Here is a 21,479-nt window from a genome sequence, read left to right as displayed (position 1 = left end):
CAAATGCAAAGGCGCGCCCCGGGGGACGCGCCTTGCCGATCTGCGGGACCCGTCAGGCCAGCGAGCCGTCGATGCCCTTGCAAGCCTCGACCAGGCCCTTCACCGCGTCGACCGACTTGGTGAACATCGCCTGCTCGTCGCCGTCCAGCGTGATGTCGATGACCTTTTCCACGCCGCCCGCGCCGATCACGGTGGGCACGCCCACATACATGCCGTCCAGGCCGTATGCGCCGTCGACATAGGCCGCGCAGGGCAGGACGCGCTTCTGGTCCTTCAGATAGGCTTCCGCCATCTCGATGGCCGAGGTCGCGGGCGCATAGAAGGCGCTGCCGGTCTTCAGCAGGCCGACGATCTCGGCCCCGCCGTCACGGGTGCGCTGCACGATGGCGTCCAGCTTTTCCTGGGTGGTCCAGCCCATCTTGACCAGGTCGGGCAGGGGGATGCCGGCGACGGTCGAATAGCGGGTCAGCGGGACCATCGTGTCGCCGTGGCCGCCCAGGACGAAGGCGGTGACGTCCTTCATCGACACGCCGAATTCAAGCGACAGGAAGTGGCGGAAGCGGGCCGAATCCAGCACGCCGGCCATGCCGCAGACCTTTTCGCGCGGCAGGCCCGAAAATTCGCGCAGCGCCCAGACCATCGCGTCCAGCGGGTTGGTGATGCAGATCACAAAGGCGTCAGGCGCGTGCTTCGCGATGCCTTCGCCCACGGATTTCATGACCTTGAGGTTGATGCCCAGAAGATCGTCGCGGCTCATCCCCGGCTTGCGCGGGACGCCGGCGGTGACGATGCAGACATCCGCGCCCGCGATGTCGGCATAATCGTTGGTGCCCTTCAGGACCGCGTCGAAGCCTTCGGACGGACCGGATTCGGCGATGTCCAGTGCCTTGCCCTGGGGCGTGCCTTCGGCGATGTCGAACAGGACGACGTCGCCCAGTTCCTTCATCGCGGCCAGATGCGCCAGCGTGCCGCCGATCTGCCCCGCACCGATCAGTGCGATTTTGGGTCGGGCCATGGATAACCTCCGGGTGTCATGGATGATTGTTGCGGGGTTGGTTACGGGGTCGTGAAACGAATCGCAAGCCCGCGCCACTGCCGCGCGCCACTGTTGGCGCTGACACTTGTCATTCACCATCCGGGCGCGCATTCCTGGCCGGCGCGGACGGAGGGTGGCGATGCTGGAACTGACGGTCGGGGGATGGGTGCTTGCGGTGCTGGCCTCGATCTCCGTGGGGCTGGCCAAGGGCGGGCTTGCGATGGTGGCGATGCTGGCGGTGCCGCTGCTGTCGCTGGTCATGTCGCCGGTGCAGGCGGCGGGGCTGATGCTGCCGGTCTATGTCGCCTCGGACGTGGGCGGGCTGATCGCGTTCCGCCGCAACTTCGACCTGCGGGTTCTGGCCACCGCCTTGCCGGGCGCGGTGGCAGGCATCGGCCTGGGCTGGGCGGGTGCGCATCTGGTGCCGGTCTGGGGCGTGACGCTGATCGTCGGGCTGATCGGGGTCGTCTTTGCCCTGAACGCGCTGATCCGGCCGCAACTGGCGGGTGCCGCGCGGGAACCGTCCGCCGCCAAGGGCAGCGTCTGGGGCGGCATCGCGGGCTATACCAGCTTTGTCAGCCATTCGGGCGCGCCCCCCTGGCAGGTCTATGTCCAGCCGCTGCGCCTGTCGCCGGTGATCTATGCGGGCACGACGACCTGGTTCTTTGCCATCTGCAACTGGGTCAAGCTGATCCCTTATGCCGCGCTTGGGCAGTTGTCGGTTGCGAACCTCAAGGCGGCGGCGGTGCTGACGCCGGTCGCTTTGATCTCGGTCTGGGTCGGGCTGCGGCTGGTCCGCATCATCCCCGAGGCGCTGTTCTACAAGCTGATCACCTGGGGGCTGCTGGTGGTGTCATTGCGGCTGGTCTGGCAAGCCTTGGCCTGATGCCGCAGCGCAGCAAAATTGCACTTGCCAAATCTGGCGCAGCAGGGCAGCGTCACGCAAGATTGTTGCGAGGAGGATCTGATGGCGCGGCCCTATCGTTCGGTTCTGTATATTCCGGCAGCCAATGCACGGGCGATGGAGAAGGCCCGGGGTCTGCCCACCGATGCGATCATCTTTGATCTCGAGGATGCGGTCGCGCCCGCCGAAAAGCCAGCCGGGCGCGACGCTCTGGCTGCGGCACTGGCCGAAGACTATGGCCCGCGTGCGCGGATCGTGCGGATCAACGGGCTGGCCACGGAATGGGGCGGGGACGACGCCCGTTTCTGCGCCGATCTGGACGGCGCGGATGCCGTGCTTATCCCCAAGGTGGACAGCGCCGCCGACCTGGACCGCGTGGCCGCGATCATCCCCGACCTGCCGCTGTGGGCGATGATGGAAACGCCCTCGGGGATGCTGAACGCCCCGCAGATCGCCGCGCATTCCCGGCTTCAGGGGATGGTGATGGGCACCAACGACCTGGCCAAGGAACTGAACAGCCGCTTCCGCCCCGACCGGCTGCCGATGCTGGCAGGCTTGGGCCTGTGCCTGCTGGCGGCCAAGGCCCATGGCAAGGTGATCGTGGACGGCGTCTTCAACGCCTTCAAGGATGACGATGGCCTGCGCGCCGAATGCGAACAGGGCCGCGACATGGGGTTTGACGGAAAGACGCTGATCCACCCCGCCCAGCTTGCCGTCGCCAACGAGGCCTTCGCCCCCACGGAAGCGGAGGTTGACCTGGCCCGGCGCCAGATCGACGCCTTCCAGTCCGCCGCGGCCGAGGGCAAGGGGGTCGCCGTGGTCGACGGCAAGATCGTCGAGAACCTGCATGTCGAGACAGCCCGCAAGACGCTGGACCGCGCCAAGGCAATTGCGGCAATGGAAGGATAAGGGCAGGGTGCGCCCCAGGACATCCAGCGAAAGGAAAGCCAGATGGTTCTGCTGATTTCGGGCGTGGCCCTGTGGTGGGCGGCGCATCTGTTCAAGCGGGTGGCACCGGACCGCCGCGCCGCCCTGGGCGACAAGGGCAAGGGGCTGGTTGCGATCCTGCTGATCCTGTCGGTCTTCATCATGGCGCGAGGCTATGGGCAGGTCGATGGGCCGGTCTGGTGGGGCAGGTCGCCTGCGACGACCGGCATCAACAACCTGCTGATGCTGCTGGCCTTCTATCTTTACGCGGCCGACGGAATGGGCACGCGCGTCACCGCCTGGATCCGGCATCCGCAGCTGACCGGCTTCTCGCTCTGGGCTGTGGCGCATCTGCTGGTGAATGGCGATCTAGCGTCGCTGATCCTGTTCGGCGGGCTGTTGGCCTGGGCGCTTGTCGAAATCGTCCTGCTGAACCGGGCGGGCGCCTGGAAGCGGCGCACGGGGCCGTTCCCGGTCCGCAAGGAAATCATGGCGGCCGTTGGCGCGGTTGTCGTCATGCTGGTCGTGGGGCTGATCCACGGCTGGATCGGACCCTGGCCGTTCGGAGGCTGAACCATGACCACCCTATACCGCTGCATCACCGAGGACGACACCTCGCAATTCTGCCACCGCGTCAGCGAGGCGCTGTCGAAGGGCTGGTCCCTGCATGGCAGCCCGACCATGGCCTTCGATCCCGTCAAGGGCGTGATGCGGATGGGCCAGGCCGTCACCAAGCAGGTTCAGGCCGAATACCATCCCGACATGAAGCTGGGGCAGCAATGACCAAGACCAATCCGGGCCGCTTCTTCGAGGATTACCAGCTTGGCCAGGTGATCCGCCATGCCGTTCCCCGCACGGTGGCCGAAGGGGAACGGGCGCTGTATCACGCCCTGTATCCGGCCCGGCACGCGCTGTATTCCAGCGACGAATTCGCGGCGAACTGCGGGTTGGAAAGCAGCCCCCTGGACGACCTGCTGGCCTTTCACATCGTCTTCGGCAAGACCGTTCCCGATGTCAGCCTGAACGCGGTGGCGAACCTGGGCTATGCCCAGGGCCGATGGCTGGCGCCGGTCTGGCCGGGTGATACGCTGCGGTCGGAATCGCAGGTGATCGGGCTGAAGCAGAACTCGAATGGCAAGTCGGGCGTGGTCTGGGTCCGGACGCAGGGGCTGAACCAGATGGACCAGCCGGTGCTGGACTATGTCCGCTGGGTGATGGTGCGCAAGCGCGACACCGATGCGCCCGCGCCCGAGACGGTCGTGCCTGACCTGCCGCCCGTGGTCGCGCCCGAGGATCTGGTGATCCCCGAAGGACTCGACTTCACCGAATACGACTTCGACCTGGCCGGGGAACCGCATCGCTGGGGCGATTACCAGATCGGCGAGAAGATCGACCATGTCGATGGCGTCACTATCGAGGAGGCCGAGCACATGCTGGCCACGCGCCTGTGGCAGAACACCGCCAAGGTGCATTTCGACGCCACCAACCGCGACGACGGGCGGCGGCTGATCTATGGCGGCCATGTCATCAGCATGGCCCGCGCCCTGTCCTTCAACGGGCTGGCCAATGCGCAGATGATCGTCGCGCTGAACGCCGGCGCCCATGCCAACCCATGCTTTGCGGGCGATACCGTCCGCGCCTGGTCCGAGGTGCTGGACAAGGCCGAAACCGATGCGCCGGGCGTTGCTGCAATCCGGCTGCGGCTTGTCGCAACCAAGGGGAACAGCAGGGATTTAGCGCTGAAGGATCCTGATGGGCACTACCAGCCGGACGTGTTTCTGGACCTGGATTACTGGGCCTTGATGCCGGTCTGAAAGTCCGAGTCGGCACAGGCCGGCACAAGGCGAAGCCATGTGATCACGACCCGCAGGGGTGTGATCACAAAGGACTGAAAGCAGCGAAAATTCGGTCCATGCTATGGCATCTGGCGGTGACAGATGCCACAAGACAGGACAAATACGCGCCAATCGCCAGCCTGCGGGGCCAGCTTCGTGCCTGCTGCGGGTCAAGCCAGAACCGTTTAAAGGAGCGCCGCATCATGGCCGACGTAAACCGGGGCAACCGGCCGCTTTCCCCCCATATGCAGGTTTACCGCCTTCCCTTGGCGGCGATCACCTCGATCATGACGCGGATCACGGGGCACGCGCTTGTCGCGGGCATCCTGCTGCTGGTCTGGTGGCTGGTCGCTGCCGTCACCGGCCCCCAAGCCTTTGCCGCCGCCGACTGGGTAGTGCGGTCCTGGATCGGCTTCATCGTGCTGACCGGATCGGCCTGGGCGCTGTGGTTCCACACGCTGGCCGGCATCCGGCACCTGTTCTACGATTCCGGCAAGCTGCTGCGGATCGAGGAAGCCGAACGTGCAAGCTGGGCCATCATCATCGGGTCGGTGGTGCTGACGCTTCTGTCGCTGATCCTGTTCTTCTTTGCATAAGGGCAAGGCAACCATGCGCTATATCACTCCTCGCAAGGCGGCCATGGGCCTGGGTTCCGCCCACAGCGGCACGGCCGACCACTGGTTCCTGACCGTCAGTTCCTGCGCCCTGGTCCTGTTGGTGCCGGCCTTCATGCTGGTGATCGGCAATGCCATCGGCCTGCCTCATCCCGAACTGGTGGCTTACTTCGGCCGACCCTATCCGGCGCTGATCACGGCGCTGTTCATCGTCGTGGGCATGGTGCACTTCATCAAGGGCACCCGGATCATGATCGACGATTATTTCCAACACACGGCGCGCAAGGTGGCGATCATCGTCTCGGTGGTCTTTTCCTGGGCGGTCATCGCGGCGGCAGTCTTTGCGCTGGCCAAGATGACCCTCGTCACCGTCGCGATCTGAGGGCATCATGGCAGCATACGATATCCATACGCATGATTACGACGTGGTCGTGGTGGGCGCCGGGGGCGCCGGCCTGCGGGCGACGCTGGGCATGGCCGAACAGGGCCTGCGCACGGCCTGCGTGACCAAGGTCTTCCCGACGCGGTCCCACACGGTTGCCGCGCAGGGCGGCATCGCCGCGTCCTTGTCGAACATGGGCCCGGACAACTGGCAGTGGCACATGTACGACACCGTGAAGGGGTCGGACTGGCTGGGCGACACGGACGCGATGGAATACCTGGCGCGCGAGGCGCCCAAGGCCGTCTACGAGCTTGAACATTACGGCGTTCCCTTCAGCCGGACCGAGGAGGGCAAGATCTACCAGCGTCCCTTCGGCGGCCACACGACCGAATTCGGCGAAGGCCCCCCCGTGCAGCGCACCTGCGCCGCGGCCGACCGGACCGGCCACGCCATCCTTCACACCCTTTACGGCCAGTCGCTGAAGAACAATGCGGAATTCTTCATCGAATACTTTGCGATCGACCTGATCGTCACGGACGGCGCCTGCACCGGCGTGGTCTGCTGGAAGCTGGACGACGGCACCATCCACGTCTTCAACGCCAAGATGGTGGTGCTGGCGACCGGCGGCTATGGCCGGGCCTATTTCAGCGCGACATCGGCCCATACCTGCACCGGCGACGGCGGCGGGATGGTCGCGCGCGCGGGCCTGCCCCTGCAGGACATGGAGTTCGTGCAGTTCCACCCGACCGGCATCTATGGCTCGGGCTGCCTGATCACCGAAGGCGCGCGGGGCGAGGGCGGATACCTCACCAATTCGGAAGGCGAGCGTTTCATGGAACGCTATGCGCCGACCTATAAGGATCTGGCGTCCCGCGATGTGGTCAGCCGCTGCATCACCATCGAGATCCGCGAAGGCCGCGGCGTCGGTCCCGATAAGGACCACATGTATCTGAACCTGATGCACCTGCCGCCCGAGGCCTTGGCCGAACGTTTGCCCGGCATCAGTGAATCGGCCAAGATCTTCGCAGGCGTCGATGTGACCAAGCAGCCGATCCCCATCCTGCCAACGGTCCATTACAACATGGGCGGCATTCCCACGAACTATTGGGGCGAGGTGCTTGCACCCACCGCCGACAATCCGGATGCGATCTTCCCCGGCCTAATGGCCGTGGGCGAGGCGGGCTGCGCATCGGTCCACGGCGCGAACCGCCTCGGCTCGAACTCTCTGATCGACCTTGTGGTCTTCGGTCGCGCCGCCGCGATCCGGGCGGGGCAGGTGATCGACCGCGAAAGCCAGGTCCCCTCGACCAACCAGGCATCGGTCGACCAGGCGCTTGGGCGTTTCGACGCGCTGCGCCATGCCCAGGGCACCGTTCCGACCGCCGAGTTGCGGCTGGAAATGCAGCGCACCATGCAGGCTGACGCGGCGGTGTTCCGCACCGACAAGACCCTGGCCGAGGGCGCCGAGAAGATGACGGCGATCGCCGCCAAGATGGACGACATCAAGGTGACCGACCGCAGCTTGATCTGGAACAGCGACCTGATGGAAACGCTGGAACTGACCAACCTTATGCCCAACGCGCTTGCCACCATCGTCGCGGCCGAGGCGCGCAAGGAAAGCCGGGGCGCCCATGCGCATGAAGACTGGCCCGAGCGGGACGACGCCAACTGGCGCAAGCACTCGCTTGCATGGGTCGATGGAAACGCGGTTAAACTGGATTACCGCCCCGTCCATCTGGACCCCTTGACCAAGGAAGAGGATGGCGGGATCGACCTGAAGAAGATTGCTCCCAAGAAAAGGGTTTACTGATGCGCTTCCAGACTTTCGCCGCCCTGGGCCTTGCGGCCGCCACCCTGGCGGCCTGCGCCGCACCGATGCCGCCGGCGACCACCGTCACCGTGCCCCCTGCGGTCGTCACCACGCCGACCGTGCTGGACGCGGCCTCGCGCCAGGTTGCCCGGACCGTCATCAACGCCGAGATGGAAAAGCGCCTGCCCGGCGCCAATGTCGCGCCCTATACCGACTGCGTCGTCAACAACGCCACCACGGCGGAACTGATCGACATCGCCCAGGCCTCGCGCGCGGGCGTGTCCGGCACGGCGGACAGCGTGGCGGCCATCGTCTCGCGCCCGGCGACCACGCAGTGCATCGCTGCGGCGGCACGCACGGCCTGATGTGATGCGCGCGCGGGCGGGACATATGGCCTTGGCGCTGATCGGGACGCTGGCTGCCTGCGGCCCCGTCCCGGTCGAGCAGGCCGAGCTGACTTGCCTGCGCGACGCCGAACTGGCCGTCCGCCCGCAGACCAATGTGGCGGTCGGCATCGGCACCGGATCGTCCGGCACGCGCGGCTTCGGCAGCGTGTCGGTCGATCTGTCGGGCGACTACCTGATGGGGCGCGACCCGTCGCAGGTCTATGACCGCTGCGTGCAACGCCGGTCTGGCCAGCCTCCGCGCCGGCCGCTGGTCGACCAGCCGGGCTGGACGGGCTAGGTCATGGCGGAACAGGCACGGACAGGGCAGGGGGCGCGGCGCCTGATCGTTCATCTGGGCGTCCAGAAGACCGGCAGCACCTCGATCCAGCGGCATCTGCGCCGCAACGCCGACACGCTGGCGCATCACATTTTGGTCCGCACGCCCGAGGAAGGATCGCCCATGCGCCCGCTGGGCCGCGCGGCCATCGCCTTCAGCCTGGCGCCTTCGGACGACCGGGCCCAGGCCTTGCGGCTGGCCTTCCGAGACGTGCTGGACAGTCTGCCCGCAAACGCGGTGCCGGTCCTGATCAGCCACGAGAACCTGGCGGGCGCCATGCCCGGTAATGGCGGCGAGACGCGGCTTTACCCCGCGCTTCCGCAGATCGCCGCGCTGCTGATGGCCGAGGCACGCGAGTTCACGACCGATTTCGTGATCTATACGCGCAGCCGGAAAAGCTGGCGTCCCTCGGTCTGGGCGCAGGCGGTCCGGACCGACGGTTATACCCGCAGCCTGCTTGAATTCGAGGTTGAGACTGCCGATCTTCCAGGCTGGGGCGACCTTGTCCGCCGCATGACCGCCGAGACCGGCGATCGCGTGACCCGCTTCCGGCTGGAGGATGAGACGGATCCCCTGCGCCCCGGCCGCCAGCTTCTGCGCCATGCCGGTCTGGACGACGCCCTGATCGACGCGCTTCAGCCGCTGGACGGGCCGACCAACAACCGCCTGAACGACGGCGCGACCGAATTCCTGCGCAGGCTGAACGGCCTGTCTCTGAACCCCCACGCGCATGGCCGGATCGTCGATCTGGTCGCGCGCGCGGAACATCTTTTCGCGGCGGATGCGTCGCCCGAAGGCACTTCCTGAGAGGAGCACCCAATGGTCCAGTTCACCCTGCCCAAGAACAGCCAGATCCGGGTCGGCAAGACCTGGCCCGCGCCGGCAGGCGCCACCAATGTCCGCAAGTTCAAGATCTATCGCTGGGATCCCGACACGGGCGAGAACCCGCGGCTGGACACCTATTTCGTCGATCTGGACAAGTGCGGGCCGATGATCCTGGACGCGCTGATCAAGATCAAGAACGAGATCGACCCGACCCTGTCCTTCCGCCGGTCCTGCCGCGAAGGGATCTGCGGATCCTGCGCGATGAACATCGACGGCGGCAACCACCTGGCCTGCATCTATGGCATCGACGAGGTGAAGGGCGACGTGTCCATCTATCCGCTGCCGCATATGCCGGTGGTCAAGGACCTGGTGCCCGACCTGACGCATTTCTATGCCCAGCTTGCATCCGTGAACCCCTACCTGATCACCAAGTCGCCCACGCCCGGCAAGGAATGGAAGCAGTCCATCGAGGACCGCAAGAAGCTGGACGGCTTGTATGAATGCATCCTCTGCGCGTCCTGTTCGACCTCCTGCCCGTCCTACTGGTGGAACGGCGACCGTTATCTTGGCCCGGCAGCGCTGCTGAACGCCTATCGCTGGATCATCGACAGCCGCGACGAGGCCACGGGCGAGCGGCTGGACGAGCTGGAGGATCCCTTCAAGCTGTATCGCTGCCACACGATCATGAACTGCACCAATACCTGCCCCAAAGGGCTGAACCCCGCCAAGGCGATCGCCTCGATCAAGCACATGATGGTCGACCGCATGGTGTGATCAGCGTCCCGCGGTGGCCGGGGGCCAGCCCCCGGACCCCCGGGGTATTTGGGCAACGAAGAAGGGCCGGAGGTTTCCCCGGCCCTTTTTGCTGCGCGTCTTGCGTTTGCTTGACGGATCCTTCCCCAGCAGCCTTACCCTTCAACCTTGGTGAAGTCGGCGATCTGCTGGCCTGCGGCGCGGATGCGGTGCAGCAGGTTCAGGCGGTTGCGGCGGACGATCTGGTTGTCGGTGTTGACCTGCACCGCCTCGAAGAAGGCGTCGATGGGGGCGCGGAGGCCTGCGATGGCGGTCATGGCGGCGGGGAAATCCTCGGCCTTGATTGCGGCCCTGATCGCGGGTTCGGCGGTGTCGAGGGCAGCGAAAAGGGCGCGTTCCTCGTCGGTTTCGGCGAATTTCACGTCGGCGCCGAAGCTGTATTCGACGCCGTCCTTTTCCTCGGCCTGGGCCAGGATATTGCCCGCGCGCTTGAGACCCTGGGTCAGGTTCCGCCCGTCATCCGTCTGCAGCATGGCGTTCAGTGCCGTGGCAAAACTCACAAGCCGCACCAAATCATTCGTTCCATAGGTGTTAAACGCCGTGTCGACTACGTCGTGCCGAATGTCTTGTTCACGGAGATAAACTTTAAGTCGCTCGTGCACATAGGCGAGAAGATCTGAACAGAGGTCACCTAGACGCAAGTATTCATTATCGTCGTCAGCGATGAAATCCGCTCTGCTAGCGAGATATGATTGTTTGCTTGTTCGCCTCATTAACCCCTTGTCATCCCACGCTTCGAGAACGTCAGCAGGTGTCGCGGACTTACGAAGGGCCAAGTAGGTAGTTTCAACGAACTGCTTACCAGCATTTGGCACCTCGTGCTCCGAAAAGCCCACAACAAATGCAACATAATTGTGTCGCGCAAGTTGAGCGACAACTTGGCTAAATGCAGCTTTCGTTATCTCACTGAGCATTGAAAATCGCGTACCAAGCATTAAACGAATAACGCCAAGCGCGGCACGCCTCAGCGCAAAGGGATCCTTCGATCCCGTCGGTTTTTCGTCAATCGCCCAGAACCCAGTCAGTGTGTCGATCTTATCTGCCAAGGCCACCGCCACCGAAACCGGAGCGGTCGGCACCGCATCGGACGGCCCCAGCGGCGAGTAGTGGTCTTGGGCGGCGTCAGCGACGGCCTCGGGCTGGCCCGCCGCTAGGGCATAATACCGGCCCATGGTGCCTTGCAGTTCGGGGAATTCACCGACCATGGCGCTGCGGAGGTCCAGCTTTGCCAGCTTTGCGGCCCGTTCGGCCTGGTCGGCATTGGCGCCAACCAGGGGCGCAATCTCTCGGGCGAGCGCCGCGATGCGTTCGATGCGATCCGCCTGCGAGCCCAGCTTGTTGTGGAAGGTGACCGACTTCAGGCCCTCGGCCCAAGCCTGCATCCCGGCCTTCGCCTCGCGCAGGTCGTTCTGCCAGAAGAACGCTGCGTCCGACAGCCGCGCCGCCAGCACCCGCTGGTTGCCAGCCAGGATCGTCGCACCGTCGTCGGGGGTCTCGATATTGGCGACGGTGACGAAGCCCTCGATCCGGCCGGTCCTGGGGTTGCGGGCCGAGAAGAACTTCTGGTGTTCCTTCATCGAGGTCTGCAGCACCTCGGGCGGCAGGTCCAGGAAGCGTTCCTCGATCACGCCCATCAGGGGGACGGGCCATTCGACAAGGCCCGCGACCTCGGCCAGCAGGGCGTCATCCGGGACGATCTGCCAGCCACGCGCGAAGGCAAGGTTCTCGGCCCCCTGGCGGATCGTCTCCTCTCGTTCGTGGCTGTCGAGGATGACATGGGCGCGGCGCAGTTTCGCGGCATAGTCATCGAAGCCCGTGACCGTGAAGGCGTCGGGGGACAGGAAGCGGTGGCCGCGGGTGCTGTTGCCGGCGGCAATGCCCTCGACGGTTAGGGGGACCACGGTGGCGCCCGCTTCGTCGGACAGCAGGCAGATGATCGAATGCAGCGGGCGGACCCAGCGGAGGCTGCCCGCGCCCCAGCGCATCGACTTGGGCCAGGGGAAGTTGCGGATGGCGGCGTCCAGAACCTCGGCCACGATCTCGGACGCGGGGCGGCCGGGCTTTTCGGTTGTGGCGAACCAGACCTGGCCCTTCTTGTCGTCGCGCGCTGTCAACTGATCGCGCGTCAGGCCGGTAGAGCGCAGGAAACCTTCCAGCGCGGCATCGGGCGCGTCGGTGCGGGGGCCCTTGCGTTCTTCGCGCGTGGTGGGGCTGTGGGCGGTCAGCCCCTCGACCGTCAGGGCCAGGCGGCGGGGCGTGGAAAAGGCCCCGGCGCTGGCATAGGTCAGCCCGGCTTCGACCAGTCCGTCCGTGACCAGCTTGCGCAGATCCTCGCGGGCGCGGGCCTGCATCCGGGCGGGGATTTCCTCGGAGAACAGTTCGATCAACAGGTCGGGCATCAGTCCATCACTCCGCGTTCCGGGGTCTTGTCGTTGTATTGGTGCCAGCCATAGACGCGGCCGTCGGGATAGATCGCCAGAACGCGGTCCACGTCGGGGCGGATCTCGGCCTGGCCCAGCACAGCGATGGCCGCGCCCGAGGCGAGGTCGGCGGTCAGTTGCCCGTGGTCGAAGCAGTCGAACCAGCCGGGTGCGCCAAGCGGTGTCGCACCGTCGAACGGCACGGGATCCGCGGGCTGCTGGTCCAGCACCGCGCAGGCCCGCCAGCGAAGCGGAGAGCTGTCGGCGTCGATGCCCTGGAAGTCGCGGATCGGCAAGGTGGCGGGGCCGCCGGCGGTCTGGACGGTGATCGTGTCGGCGGCGGGGATGCGGTCGTAGAAATGGTATTCCTGCAGATACCACATGCCCCCGCCCGCAATGGCCCCGACGGCCAGAAGGCCGATGCCGACGATCTTTCCGTTCATGCTTGCGCGGCCTCGGTCGTGACGAACAGGTCGGCGCAGGCCTTCGCCAGGGTGCGGACCCGGCCGATATAGGCCTGGCGTTCCGTGACCGAGATCACGCCGCGCGCGTCCAGCAGGTTGAAGATGTGGCTGGCCTTGATCGCCTGGTCGTATGCCGGATGCGCCATGGGGATGGTGCGGCCAGCGGCGTCCTCCGGGTCGGCGGCGAGGATCCGGGCGCATTCGGCCTCGGCGTCCTTGAAGTGCTGGAACAGGGTGTCGGTGTCCGCCTGGTCGAAGTTCCAGCGGGAATATTCACGCTCGGTCTGGCGGAAGATGTCGCCATAGGTCAGCGGGATCGGCGCGTCGGGATCGTTGAAGGGCATGTCCATGACATGTTCCACCCCCAGCACATACATCGCCAGCCGTTCCAGGCCATAGGTCAGCTCGCCCGACACGGGGCGGCAGTCATGGCCGCCGACCTGCTGGAAATAGGTGAACTGGCTGACCTCCATCCCGTCGCACCAGACCTCCCATCCCAGGCCCCATGCGCCCAGGGTCGGGGATTCCCAGTCGTCTTCCACGAAGCGCACGTCGTGGACCATGGGATCCAGGCCGATGGCGCGCAGGCTGCCCAGATACAGGTCCTGCAGGTTCGCGGGGCTTGGCTTGATGATGACCTGATACTGGTAATAATGCTGCAGCCGGTTGGGGTTCTCGCCATAGCGCCCGTCGGTCGGGCGGCGCGAGGGTTGGACATAGGCCGCGGCCCAGGACCGGCCGCCCAAGGCGCGCAGCGTGGTGGCGGGGTGGAAGGTGCCCGCGCCCACCTCCATGTCATAGGGCTGCAGGACGGCGCAGCCCTGGGCAGCCCAGTAAGTCTGCAACCGCAGGATGACGTCCTGGAAGCTGCGGGGTCGGTTTGGGCTGGTCATCGGGGCCGTCCTTTGCATAGATCAGCACATGCTTGCGCGCCTTCTAGGCGGGGCGGGGAACGGGGTCAATAAAGGCCGCAAGAACGGCCTGGACAGGGGGACGGGGATGCGGCGCTTGGCTTTCTTGGTGATGGCGGCAGGTCTGCCGGTTGGCGCTTTGGCGCAGGAGGCCGTCATCCGCATCGAGGCCAAGCGTGATGCCGAGGCATCCGAGGCCGCCGCCCGCTGGGCCAGCCAGTTCGACGAGGTGGTGACCTTTCCCCTGCCGGGCGGCTGGACGGCCATCGGGATCGGTCCCCTGTCGGCCGAGGAGGCTGCCGCGCAGATCGGGGCGCTGAAGGAAGCGCGCCGCATCCCGGCCGACAGTTTCGTCGCCGTGCCGGGCGATGATGTGGTGCTGACCCCTGTGGCCGGGGATGCGGCGACTGTCGCCGATGCACCCGCTGCCGCCGCGCCCCAAGCCGAGGCTGCCCAGCCTGCCAAGCCGCAGGCGGACCTGCCCGCGCCCGGGGCCTATCTGCGGCTGCAATCGGTTCAGGCGCGGGCCGAGGCCGATGCCGCGCTGTCCGAATGGCGCAAGATTTTCCCCGAGGCTGGGCTGGCGGAACTGCCCAACGGCTGGTTCGGAGTCGTGCTGGGTCCGGTGGACCGCGCCGCCGCCGATGCCTGGCTGCGGGTCTTCAAGGACCGTGACTTAGTGCCCGGCGATGCCTTCGTGTCCGACGCCGGCGAACTGGGCGCTGTGGTCGAGGCCGGGAAGGCGCCGGATCTGCCCGCGCCACCCTCCGCGCCTGCCGAGATGCCGCCGCTGGACCAGGTGCAGCGGGCGCTGCGGTGGGCCGGCCATTACGACGGGGCGATCGACGGAAAGACGGGTCCCCGCACCCGCGACGCCATCCAGGCCGAGATCCTGGGCAGCCGCCGGTCCACCGATCCCGGCACTGCGATGCGCGACCTGATCGCCCGCCGCGATGCATGGCGGTCCGAGATGGGGTTGACCACGCTGGACGACCGGGCAACGGGCCTGTCGGTCATCGCGCCAATGGACCGGCTGGCCTTCGACCGGACCGAACGGGCGCTGTCGATCTATGGCCCCAGGGACGGGTCTGGCGCGGCGCTGATCCTGTTCAGCCAGCCCGGGGGGCAGCAGGAACTGCTGGATCTGTCGGGCCTTGTCACGGCTCTCGGCTGGGTGCCGCAGCCGGTGCGCGACATCAAGCGCGGTCATGTCCTGCTGGAAGGCGCGAACGAGGCCCATATCGGCCGTGCCGAAGGCTGGGTCCGCGACGGCCGGGCCGAAGGCTTCGTGCTGATCTGGCCTGCCGCGGATGCGGAAGGTCAGGCGCGAATCGCGGCGGAAATGTCGGACAGTTTCGCGCGTCAGGGGCCGGCTGTGAATGATGCTTTTGCACAGCCGGCCCCACTTGACCCGGTCAATCCCTAACCCCGCCAGAAGCGCGGCAGCAGCAGGACCAGCACCGATACCAGTTCCAGCCGGCCCAGATACATCCCCAGCGTCATCAGCCACTTGGCCGCGTCGGGGAATTCGGCGATGGATCCGTTCGCCGTGATCTCGGGACCCCAGACGGGGCCGATATTGGCAATGGCGGTCCAGGCGCCGGTCAGCGCGGTGCGGGGATGCAGCCCGGTCAGCGACAGGCCCACGATCAGCAGCCCGAAGGTCAGCATGAACAGCGTGAAGAAGGCCATGACGGAATCGATCACGTCCTGATCCAGCGGGCGGCCTTCATAGCGCAGGGCATAGACCCGGTGGGGCGAATGCATCCGCCGCAACTGCGCGCGCACTGCCTGGAACAGCACCAGGTATCGGAACACCTTGACCGAACAGGCGGTCGATCCCGTGCAGCCGCCGATCAGGCCGCAGATGATCAGGATCGCCAGCGGCAGGTGGCCCCAGGTCATCACGTCGGTGGAAAAGAACCCGGTGCCCGAAAAGGTGGACACGGTGTTGAAGACCGTTTCGCGCATGATGTCGGAAAAACTGCCCTGGTGCTGCAGGAAGACCAGGCGATAGGTGACGATGATCGCGCAGGCATAGAAGATCCAGCGAAGATAGGCCCGGACCTGCAGATCCCTCCAGATGGGCGTGAACTGCCCGTGCATCCCCTGAACCAGCCGGATGAAGGGGATCGAGGCCAGGATCATGAAGAACGACGCCGCCCATTCCAACGGCCCCAGGAAGGCCCCGAAGCTGGCGTCGTAGTTCGAGAAACCGCCGGTCGAGACCGTGCCGAAGGCCTGCACGATGGCGTCGAAGCCGTTCATCCCCAGCAGCAGATAGGTGATCGTGCAGAACCCCGTCAGCATGATGTAGATGCGGGTCATCTCGGCCGCGATCTCTCCGGCGCGGGGCATGATCTTGCCCAGCGTGTCAAAGCCCTCGGACCGGAAGAACTGCATCCCGCCCACCTTCATGATCGGCAGGAAGACCATGGCGACCACGACGATCCCCAGGCCGCCGATCCAGTGCAGGATCGCGCGCCACAAATGCGTGCCGCGCGGCAGGTCGTCCAGTTCGGGGAATGCGGTGGTTCCGGTTGTCGTGACCCCCGACATGGCCTCGAAATAGGCGTCCACAAAGGGGGCATCGGGTTGGCCCAGCATGAAGGGCAAGGCGCCGAAGACCGGCAGCACCGCCCACAGCCCCGAGGTCAGCAGGAAGGCCTGCTGGATCGACAGGCTGCGGTAATCGCCCCAGGTCGCCACCGACACCAAGGTGCCTGCGACCACCGTCAGCGCGGCGCATTGCAGAAAGACCACCCAATGCGGATCGCCATGCCACCAGTCCACCAGCATGGGCGCCAGCATCGAGGCCCCCAGGGTCACGATGATCTTGCCGATCGGATGGGCCACGGGGCGCAGGTCTGTCATGCCGATTGCTTGCCCGGCGCTGTCGCGGGCGTCAAGCGCCCTGCAAGGCCGGACCCAGGGTTGCGGCTAGCTGTTCGGATCCTGATACACGCCGGTCTCCTTCAGCGTGTCCATGACCTCGCGCGGCATGTAGGTCTCGTCGTGCTTGGCCAGCAGGTCGCGCGCCTCGAACCGGCCGTCGCGGAAATAGCCCTTGGCGATGGTGCCCTGGCCTTCGGTAAACAGGTCCGGGCGCGGGTCGCGGCCAACATAGCTGACAGGGATTTCCGCCGCGCCGTCGGTGATGACGAAGTCGAATTCGACCCCGTCGCGGTTCACGATGGACCCGTCCTTCACCAGGCCGCCCAACTGGAAATATTCGTCGGGATCGGGCGCGGCCTGGGTCACCTGCGTAGGCGAGCGATACAGGTTGATGCCGTCCCGGAAGCCGTAGCCGATCAGCACGGCCGCGATCAGCAGCGCGACGGTCGCGGCAACGATGACCTGGATGCGGCGGCGTTTCTTCAGGGATTTCATGCCAGCCATGGACTTGACCTCATGCTGCCTCGAAATGGATGGGACGGCGCAGGAACTGCGTGGCCTTGCCGGACACCCGGACCGGATCGCCCGTGGTCAGGTTCTTGGATTCGGTGCCCGAGCCCAAGAATTCCGGCCTGCGCTGCAGATAGTCGGCCAGGCTTTCCGCGACCAGTCCCGCCTGGCTGAAAACCTTGACATCGGGGCCAAGGGCCTTCTGGAACGCGGCTTCCACCAGCGGATAATGCGTGCAGCCCAAGACTGCGGCTTCGGGATAAGGCATCCGGCGCAGCAGCGCCTCGACATGGGAGGCCACAAGCGCCTCGGCCAGGATCTCGTCGCCCATCTCGATGGCATCGACCACGCCGCCGCAGGGCTGGGCCTCGACATCGACGCCTACGGCGCGGAAGGCCAGTTCCCGCTGGAAGGCGCGGCTGGCGACGGTTGCCGGAGTGGCGAACAGCGCCACATGCTTGACCGCGACCTCGCGCGGCGGCGAATTGTCGCCCCAGCGGCGTTCGGTCAGCGCCTCGATCATCGGCACGAAGACGCCCAGGACGCGCTTGTCGGCGGGCAGCCAGGTTTCCTGCATCCGCTTCAGCGCGGCGGCGCTGGCGGTGTTGCAGGCCAGGATCACGAGGTCGCAGCCTTCCTGCCACAACCGCTCGACGCCCGCGCAGGTCAGGTTGAAGATATCCTCGGCCGTGCGGGTGCCATAGGGGGTGTGGGCGTTGTCGCCCAGATAGACCAGCGGCAGGTCGGGCAGGCGGGCGGCGATGGCCTGATGGACCGTCAGCCCGCCCAGCCCCGAATCGAAAACGCCTACTGCCATGGTCCGTCACTCCTGCCTGTCGCGAGGCGCCTTTCTAGGGCGCATCGCGGTTCTTGGGAATGACCTAGATCAGGCGGCCATCAAAAGGTCGTCATTCGGCCGCCTGCTGCAGGGGTGCCTCGCCACTGCGGAATTGCGCCAGCAGTTCGCTGCGCCGCGCCGCCGCCGCGACCTCGGCCTGAGCCTTGACCGGGCCGAAGCCTCGCACCGTCAGGGGCAGTTCCGCCAGTTCGAGGGCGACAGGCATGGTGGCGTCGGTGACATTGGCCACAACCTCGCGCATGTCGGCCTCGTATTCGCGGATGGCGGCGCGTTCGCGACGGCGTTCAGCGGCATAGCCGAAGGGATCGAAGGGCGTGCCGCGAAGGAACTTCAGCCGCGCCAGCAGCTTGAAGCTGCGCAGCATCCATTCGCCGTATTCCCGTTTCTTCGGTCGGCCGTCGGCCCCCGCTTTGGACAGCATCGGCGGGGCCATGTGCAGGGTCAGCTTCGTATCGCCGTCCCATTGCAGGGCAACCTGTTCTGCGGTGGACAGATGCAGCCGTGCGACCTCGTATTCGTCCTTGTAGGCCAGCAGCTTGTAGTAACCGCGCGCAACGCTTTCGCGCAGGGGTGCGGGGGCCGCGTCCACCAGCTTGCGGAAACGCTTCGCCAGCCGCTTGTTCTGATAGCCCACCAGCCGCGCTTCGCGATAGGCGACGGGATCGGGGGGCAGTTGCGTGACCGGGGCGGGCTTGCGGGTCTGGTCGGGGAAGGCCATGGCCCAGCGTCCGATCTGGAAGGCCCGCTGGTTTTCCGCGACCTTGGCGCCGTTCAGCTCGATCGCCTGCATGATCGCGTCCAGCGTCAGGGGGATCAGCCCCTGCTGCCATGCCGCGCCCAGGACCAGCATGTTCGAATAGATCGAATCGCCCAGCAACCGCAGCGCCAGGTCATTGGCGTCGAAGAAGGCCACGCGGTCGCGCAGCCGCGCCTGAAGCGATACCTTGAGCTGGTCCGAGGGCACGCGGAAATCACGCAGGCGGGTGAAGTCGCCGGTGATGATCTCGTGATCATTGACCACCGCGCCGGTGCGGTTTGTGGTCATCAGCCCGATGGTCTTGGCGCCTGCGGTCACGACCAGATCGCCGCCGATGATGCAGTCTGCCTCGCCCACCGCGACGCGGATGGCGCTGATTTCCTCGGGGCGGTTGGCCAGGCGCAGGTGGATATGGACCGCGCCGCCCTTCTGGGCCAGTCCTGCCATCTCCATCATGCCGGCGCCCTTGCCGTCGATATGGGCAGCCTGGGCCAGCACCGCGCCGATGGTCACGACCCCGGTGCCGCCGACGCCGGTGATGACGACGTTATGGGTGCCGGTAATCGCGGGCAGGGCCGGGCTTGGCAGGTCGGGGATCTCGAAGGCCTCGGCCTTGGGCTTCCTCAGCTTGCCGCCTTCCACCGTGACGAAGCTGGGGCAGAAACCCTTGAGGCAGGAGAAATCCTTGTTGCAGGACGACTGGTCGATCTGGCGCTTGCGGCCCAGTTCGGTGTCCAAGGGCACGATCGACACGCAGTTCGACTGGATGCCGCAATCGCCGCAGCCTTCGCAGACATCGGGGTTGATCCAGACGCGGCGGTCGGGATCGGGAAACTGACCCTTCTTGCGGCGGCGGCGCTTTTCGGCCGCGCAGGTCTGGATATAGAGGATCGCGCTGACGCCCTCGGTCTGCGCAAGATCGCGCTGCACCGCCATCAGTTCGGCCCGTTCCTCGAAGCGAAGGCCAGCCGGGAATTGCTTGCGGTCAATGTCTTCCTTTTCGTCATAGACGACGACCAGGGACTTTACGCCCATCGCCACCAGTTCCTCGGCGATCTGGGGGGCGGTCAGGCCGCCTTCGTTGGGCTGCCCCCCGGTCATGGCGACCGCGTCGTTGAACAGGATCTTGTAGGTGATCGTGGTGCCCGCCGCGATGGCCGCGCGGATCGCCAGCGAGCCCGAATGGTTGTAGGTGCCGTCGCCCAGGTTCTGGAAGACGTGCTTGGTCTTGCTGAAAGGCGCCTCGCCCACCCAGTTCACGCCCTCGCCGCCCATATGGGTGAAGCCGGTGGTTTCGCGGTCCATCCACTGCACCATGTAATGGCAGCCGATCCCGGCATAGGCGCGGCTTCCCTCGGGCAGGCGGGTCGAGCTGTTGTGCGGGCATCCCGAGCAGAACCAGGGGGTCCGGGTCGCGATTTCCGGCGCGTTGTCGGCGCGGCGAACCTCGGCCAGGCGCGACAGGCCCGCCTTGATGTGGTCAGTGCCGCGGCCTTCCTCCATCAGGATCTCGCCGATCTTCTGGGCGATCATCACGGGGTCAAGGGCATAGCGGGTGGGGAACAGTTCCGCGCCGGTGCGGTCGTGCTTCCAGCCATGGACGCGGCGGCCGTGGCGGTTGTCGAAGATCGCCTCCTTCAGCTGCACCTCGATCAGCTTGCGCTTTTCCTCGACGCAGACGATCAGTTCAAGGTTTTCGGACCATTCCTGGAATGACTTCATGTCCAGGGGCCAGGTCTGCCCGACCTTGTAGGTGGACAGGCCCAGCCGTTCGGCCTCGGCCTCGTCGATGCCCAGCAAGGACAGCGCATGGACCAGATCCAGCCAGTTCTTGCCCGCCGCGACAAAGCCGATCTTGGCGCCGGGCTTGCCCCAGACCTTGTGGTCGATCTTGTTGGCGCGCGAAAACGCCTCGGCCGCCCAGCGTTTATAGTCGATCATCCGCGCTTCGGACGCGACGGGCGTGTCGTGCAGGCGGATGTTCAGCCCGCCTTCGGGCATCTGGAAGTCGGGCGCGACGAAGGACAGCCGGAACGGATCGCCGTTCACGACCGAGGTCGCCTCGACCGTGTCCTTCATGGTCTTGAGGCCGGTCCAGACGCCCGCGAAACGCGACAAGGCAAAGGCGTAAAGGCCGTAATCCAGGATCTCCTGCACGCCCGCGGGCGACAGCACGGGGATATAGCGGTCGATCATCGCCCAGTCCGACTGGTGCAGCACGGAACTGCTTTCGCCGGTATGGTCGTCGCCCATGGCCATGACCACGCCGCCGTGCTTCGACGTGCCCGCCATGTTGGCATGGCGCATCACGTCGCCGGAACGGTCGACGCCCGGCCCCTTGCCATACCACAGCGCGAAGACGCCGTCGTATTTGCCTTCGCCGCGCAACTCGGCCTGCTGGCTGCCCCAAATTGCGGTGGCGGCCAGATCCTCGTTCAGGCCCGGCTGGAACAGGATGTTGGATGCCGACAGCCGCTTGCCTTCGCGCATCATCTGCAGGTCGACGCCCCCCAAGGGCGAGCCGCGATAGCCGGTCACAAGCCCCGCCGTATCCAGCCCCGCCGCCTTGTCGCGCGCCGCCTGCATCAGCATCAGCCGGACCAGGGCCTGGGTGCCGTTCAGAAGCACCTGCGGCTTGGTCAGATCGAAACGGTCGGCTAGCGAAAATTCCTGCTTGCTCATCTGGCGTCTCCTCCACCCTTGCCTTGCAGTATAGGTCAGGTTTGCTGACCGATGAAGGAAAATATTCGTGCGTGGCTTTTACTTGCCGGGGCAGGGCATTCGGGTTAGGTCT

The 21,479-nt window shown here is 66.0% G+C and carries 21 protein-coding genes; 13 read left to right on the top strand and 8 right to left on the bottom strand.

Annotated elements, in window-relative coordinates:
* Positions 1 to 52: 52 nt before the first annotated feature.
* Complete coding sequence (gene mdh, locus FIU66_RS10085) at positions 53 to 1,015, bottom strand: malate dehydrogenase (protein WP_167622578.1); 963 nt, start codon at positions 1,013 to 1,015, stop codon at positions 53 to 55.
* 160 nt (positions 1,016 to 1,175) lie between these two features.
* Here mdh and FIU66_RS10080 point away from each other — a divergent pair, with 160 nt between their 5' ends.
* The 12 genes from FIU66_RS10080 to FIU66_RS10025 all read left to right on the top strand — a co-directional run bounded on the left by FIU66_RS10080 (position 1,176) and on the right by FIU66_RS10025 (position 9,830).
* Positions 1,176 to 1,922, top strand: a complete 747-nt coding sequence (locus FIU66_RS10080) for a sulfite exporter TauE/SafE family protein (protein WP_167622577.1) — start codon at positions 1,176 to 1,178, stop codon at positions 1,920 to 1,922.
* Between the two features lie 81 nt (positions 1,923 to 2,003).
* Positions 2,004 to 2,849: a CoA ester lyase gene (locus FIU66_RS10075; protein WP_167622576.1), complete on the top strand. Its 846-nt coding sequence runs from the start codon at positions 2,004 to 2,006 to the stop codon at positions 2,847 to 2,849.
* Positions 2,850 to 2,891: 42 nt separating this feature from the next.
* Positions 2,892 to 3,440 (top strand): NnrU family protein, encoded by a 549-nt coding sequence (locus FIU66_RS10070; protein ID WP_167622575.1) that lies wholly within the window; start codon positions 2,892 to 2,894, stop codon positions 3,438 to 3,440.
* A 3-nt stretch (positions 3,441 to 3,443) separates the two neighbouring features.
* Positions 3,444 to 3,650, top strand: a complete 207-nt coding sequence (locus FIU66_RS10065; protein WP_167622574.1) for a DUF1737 domain-containing protein — start codon at positions 3,444 to 3,446, stop codon at positions 3,648 to 3,650.
* A complete protein-coding gene (locus tag FIU66_RS10060) occupies positions 3,647 to 4,681 on the top strand; it encodes a MaoC family dehydratase (RefSeq protein WP_167622573.1) in 1,035 nt (344 codons plus the stop codon). The genes FIU66_RS10065 and FIU66_RS10060 overlap by 4 nt, the downstream gene beginning before the upstream one ends.
* Before the next feature lie 224 nt (positions 4,682 to 4,905).
* Positions 4,906 to 5,298, top strand: a complete 393-nt coding sequence (gene sdhC, locus FIU66_RS10055) for a succinate dehydrogenase, cytochrome b556 subunit (protein ID WP_167622572.1) — start codon at positions 4,906 to 4,908, stop codon at positions 5,296 to 5,298.
* Between the two features lie 13 nt (positions 5,299 to 5,311).
* Positions 5,312 to 5,698 carry a succinate dehydrogenase, hydrophobic membrane anchor protein gene (locus tag FIU66_RS10050; RefSeq protein ID WP_167622571.1) on the top strand — a complete coding sequence of 129 codons (387 nt, stop codon included), beginning with the start codon at positions 5,312 to 5,314 and terminating at the stop codon, positions 5,696 to 5,698.
* Positions 5,699 to 5,705: 7 nt separating this feature from the next.
* Positions 5,706 to 7,508, top strand: a complete 1,803-nt coding sequence (gene sdhA / locus FIU66_RS10045) for a succinate dehydrogenase flavoprotein subunit (protein WP_167622570.1) — start codon at positions 5,706 to 5,708, stop codon at positions 7,506 to 7,508.
* Positions 7,508 to 7,873 (top strand): hypothetical protein, encoded by a 366-nt coding sequence (locus tag FIU66_RS10040; protein ID WP_191309257.1) that lies wholly within the window; start codon positions 7,508 to 7,510, stop codon positions 7,871 to 7,873. Before sdhA ends, FIU66_RS10040 begins: the two co-directional genes overlap by 1 nt.
* A gap of 4 nt (positions 7,874 to 7,877) precedes the next feature.
* The gene (locus FIU66_RS10035) at positions 7,878 to 8,192 is read left to right on the top strand and encodes a hypothetical protein (protein ID WP_167622569.1); all 315 of its coding nucleotides are present in this window, start codon (positions 7,878 to 7,880) and stop codon (positions 8,190 to 8,192) included.
* Between the two features lie 3 nt (positions 8,193 to 8,195).
* The gene (locus FIU66_RS10030; protein WP_167622568.1) at positions 8,196 to 9,038 is read left to right on the top strand and encodes a hypothetical protein; all 843 of its coding nucleotides are present in this window, start codon (positions 8,196 to 8,198) and stop codon (positions 9,036 to 9,038) included.
* 12 nt (positions 9,039 to 9,050) lie between these two features.
* Positions 9,051 to 9,830 (top strand): succinate dehydrogenase iron-sulfur subunit, encoded by a 780-nt coding sequence (locus tag FIU66_RS10025; protein WP_103171372.1) that lies wholly within the window; start codon positions 9,051 to 9,053, stop codon positions 9,828 to 9,830.
* Positions 9,831 to 9,964: 134 nt separating this feature from the next.
* Here FIU66_RS10025 and glyS read toward each other — a convergent pair whose 3' ends face one another.
* The 3 genes from glyS to FIU66_RS10010 are packed head-to-tail and all read right to left on the bottom strand — an operon-like array spanning position 9,965 to position 13,646.
* Positions 9,965 to 12,268 carry a glycine--tRNA ligase subunit beta gene (gene glyS, locus FIU66_RS10020; RefSeq protein ID WP_167622567.1) on the bottom strand — a complete coding sequence of 768 codons (2,304 nt, stop codon included), beginning with the start codon at positions 12,266 to 12,268 and terminating at the stop codon, positions 9,965 to 9,967.
* On the bottom strand, positions 12,268 to 12,732 hold the full coding sequence (locus tag FIU66_RS10015; RefSeq protein ID WP_167622566.1) for a DUF6446 family protein: 465 nt from the start codon (positions 12,730 to 12,732) through the stop codon (positions 12,268 to 12,270). The genes glyS and FIU66_RS10015 overlap by 1 nt, the downstream gene beginning before the upstream one ends.
* On the bottom strand, positions 12,729 to 13,646 hold the full coding sequence (locus FIU66_RS10010) for a glycine--tRNA ligase subunit alpha (protein WP_167622565.1): 918 nt from the start codon (positions 13,644 to 13,646) through the stop codon (positions 12,729 to 12,731). The genes FIU66_RS10015 and FIU66_RS10010 overlap by 4 nt, the downstream gene beginning before the upstream one ends.
* A gap of 130 nt (positions 13,647 to 13,776) precedes the next feature.
* Between FIU66_RS10010 and FIU66_RS10005 the strand changes: the two genes are divergently transcribed.
* Positions 13,777 to 15,090: a peptidoglycan-binding protein gene (locus FIU66_RS10005; protein ID WP_167622564.1), complete on the top strand. Its 1,314-nt coding sequence runs from the start codon at positions 13,777 to 13,779 to the stop codon at positions 15,088 to 15,090.
* Here FIU66_RS10005 and FIU66_RS10000 read toward each other — a convergent pair.
* The 4 genes from FIU66_RS10000 to FIU66_RS09985 form a co-directional block, all read right to left on the bottom strand.
* Entirely contained in the window at positions 15,087 to 16,538 is a 1,452-nt protein-coding gene (locus FIU66_RS10000) for a TrkH family potassium uptake protein (RefSeq protein ID WP_167622563.1), read from the bottom strand. The genes FIU66_RS10005 and FIU66_RS10000 overlap by 4 nt on opposite strands.
* Positions 16,539 to 16,604: 66 nt before the next feature.
* Positions 16,605 to 17,054, bottom strand: coding sequence for a cytochrome c maturation protein CcmE (gene ccmE / locus FIU66_RS09995; protein ID WP_167623470.1), 450 nt, complete (start codon positions 17,052 to 17,054; stop codon positions 16,605 to 16,607).
* Between the two features lie 19 nt (positions 17,055 to 17,073).
* The gene (locus FIU66_RS09990; RefSeq protein WP_167622562.1) at positions 17,074 to 17,886 is read right to left on the bottom strand and encodes a glutamate racemase; all 813 of its coding nucleotides are present in this window, start codon (positions 17,884 to 17,886) and stop codon (positions 17,074 to 17,076) included.
* Between the two features lie 91 nt (positions 17,887 to 17,977).
* On the bottom strand, positions 17,978 to 21,367 hold the full coding sequence (locus FIU66_RS09985; protein WP_167622561.1) for an indolepyruvate ferredoxin oxidoreductase family protein: 3,390 nt from the start codon (positions 21,365 to 21,367) through the stop codon (positions 17,978 to 17,980).
* Positions 21,368 to 21,479 lie beyond the last annotated feature (112 nt).

The organism is Paracoccus sp. AK26, from assembly GCF_011801365.1.
Lineage (GTDB): Bacteria > Pseudomonadota > Alphaproteobacteria > Rhodobacterales > Rhodobacteraceae > Paracoccus > Paracoccus aerius.
Note: the sequence above shows the minus strand (reverse complement) of the source record. Positions and strands in the feature narration are given on the sequence as shown.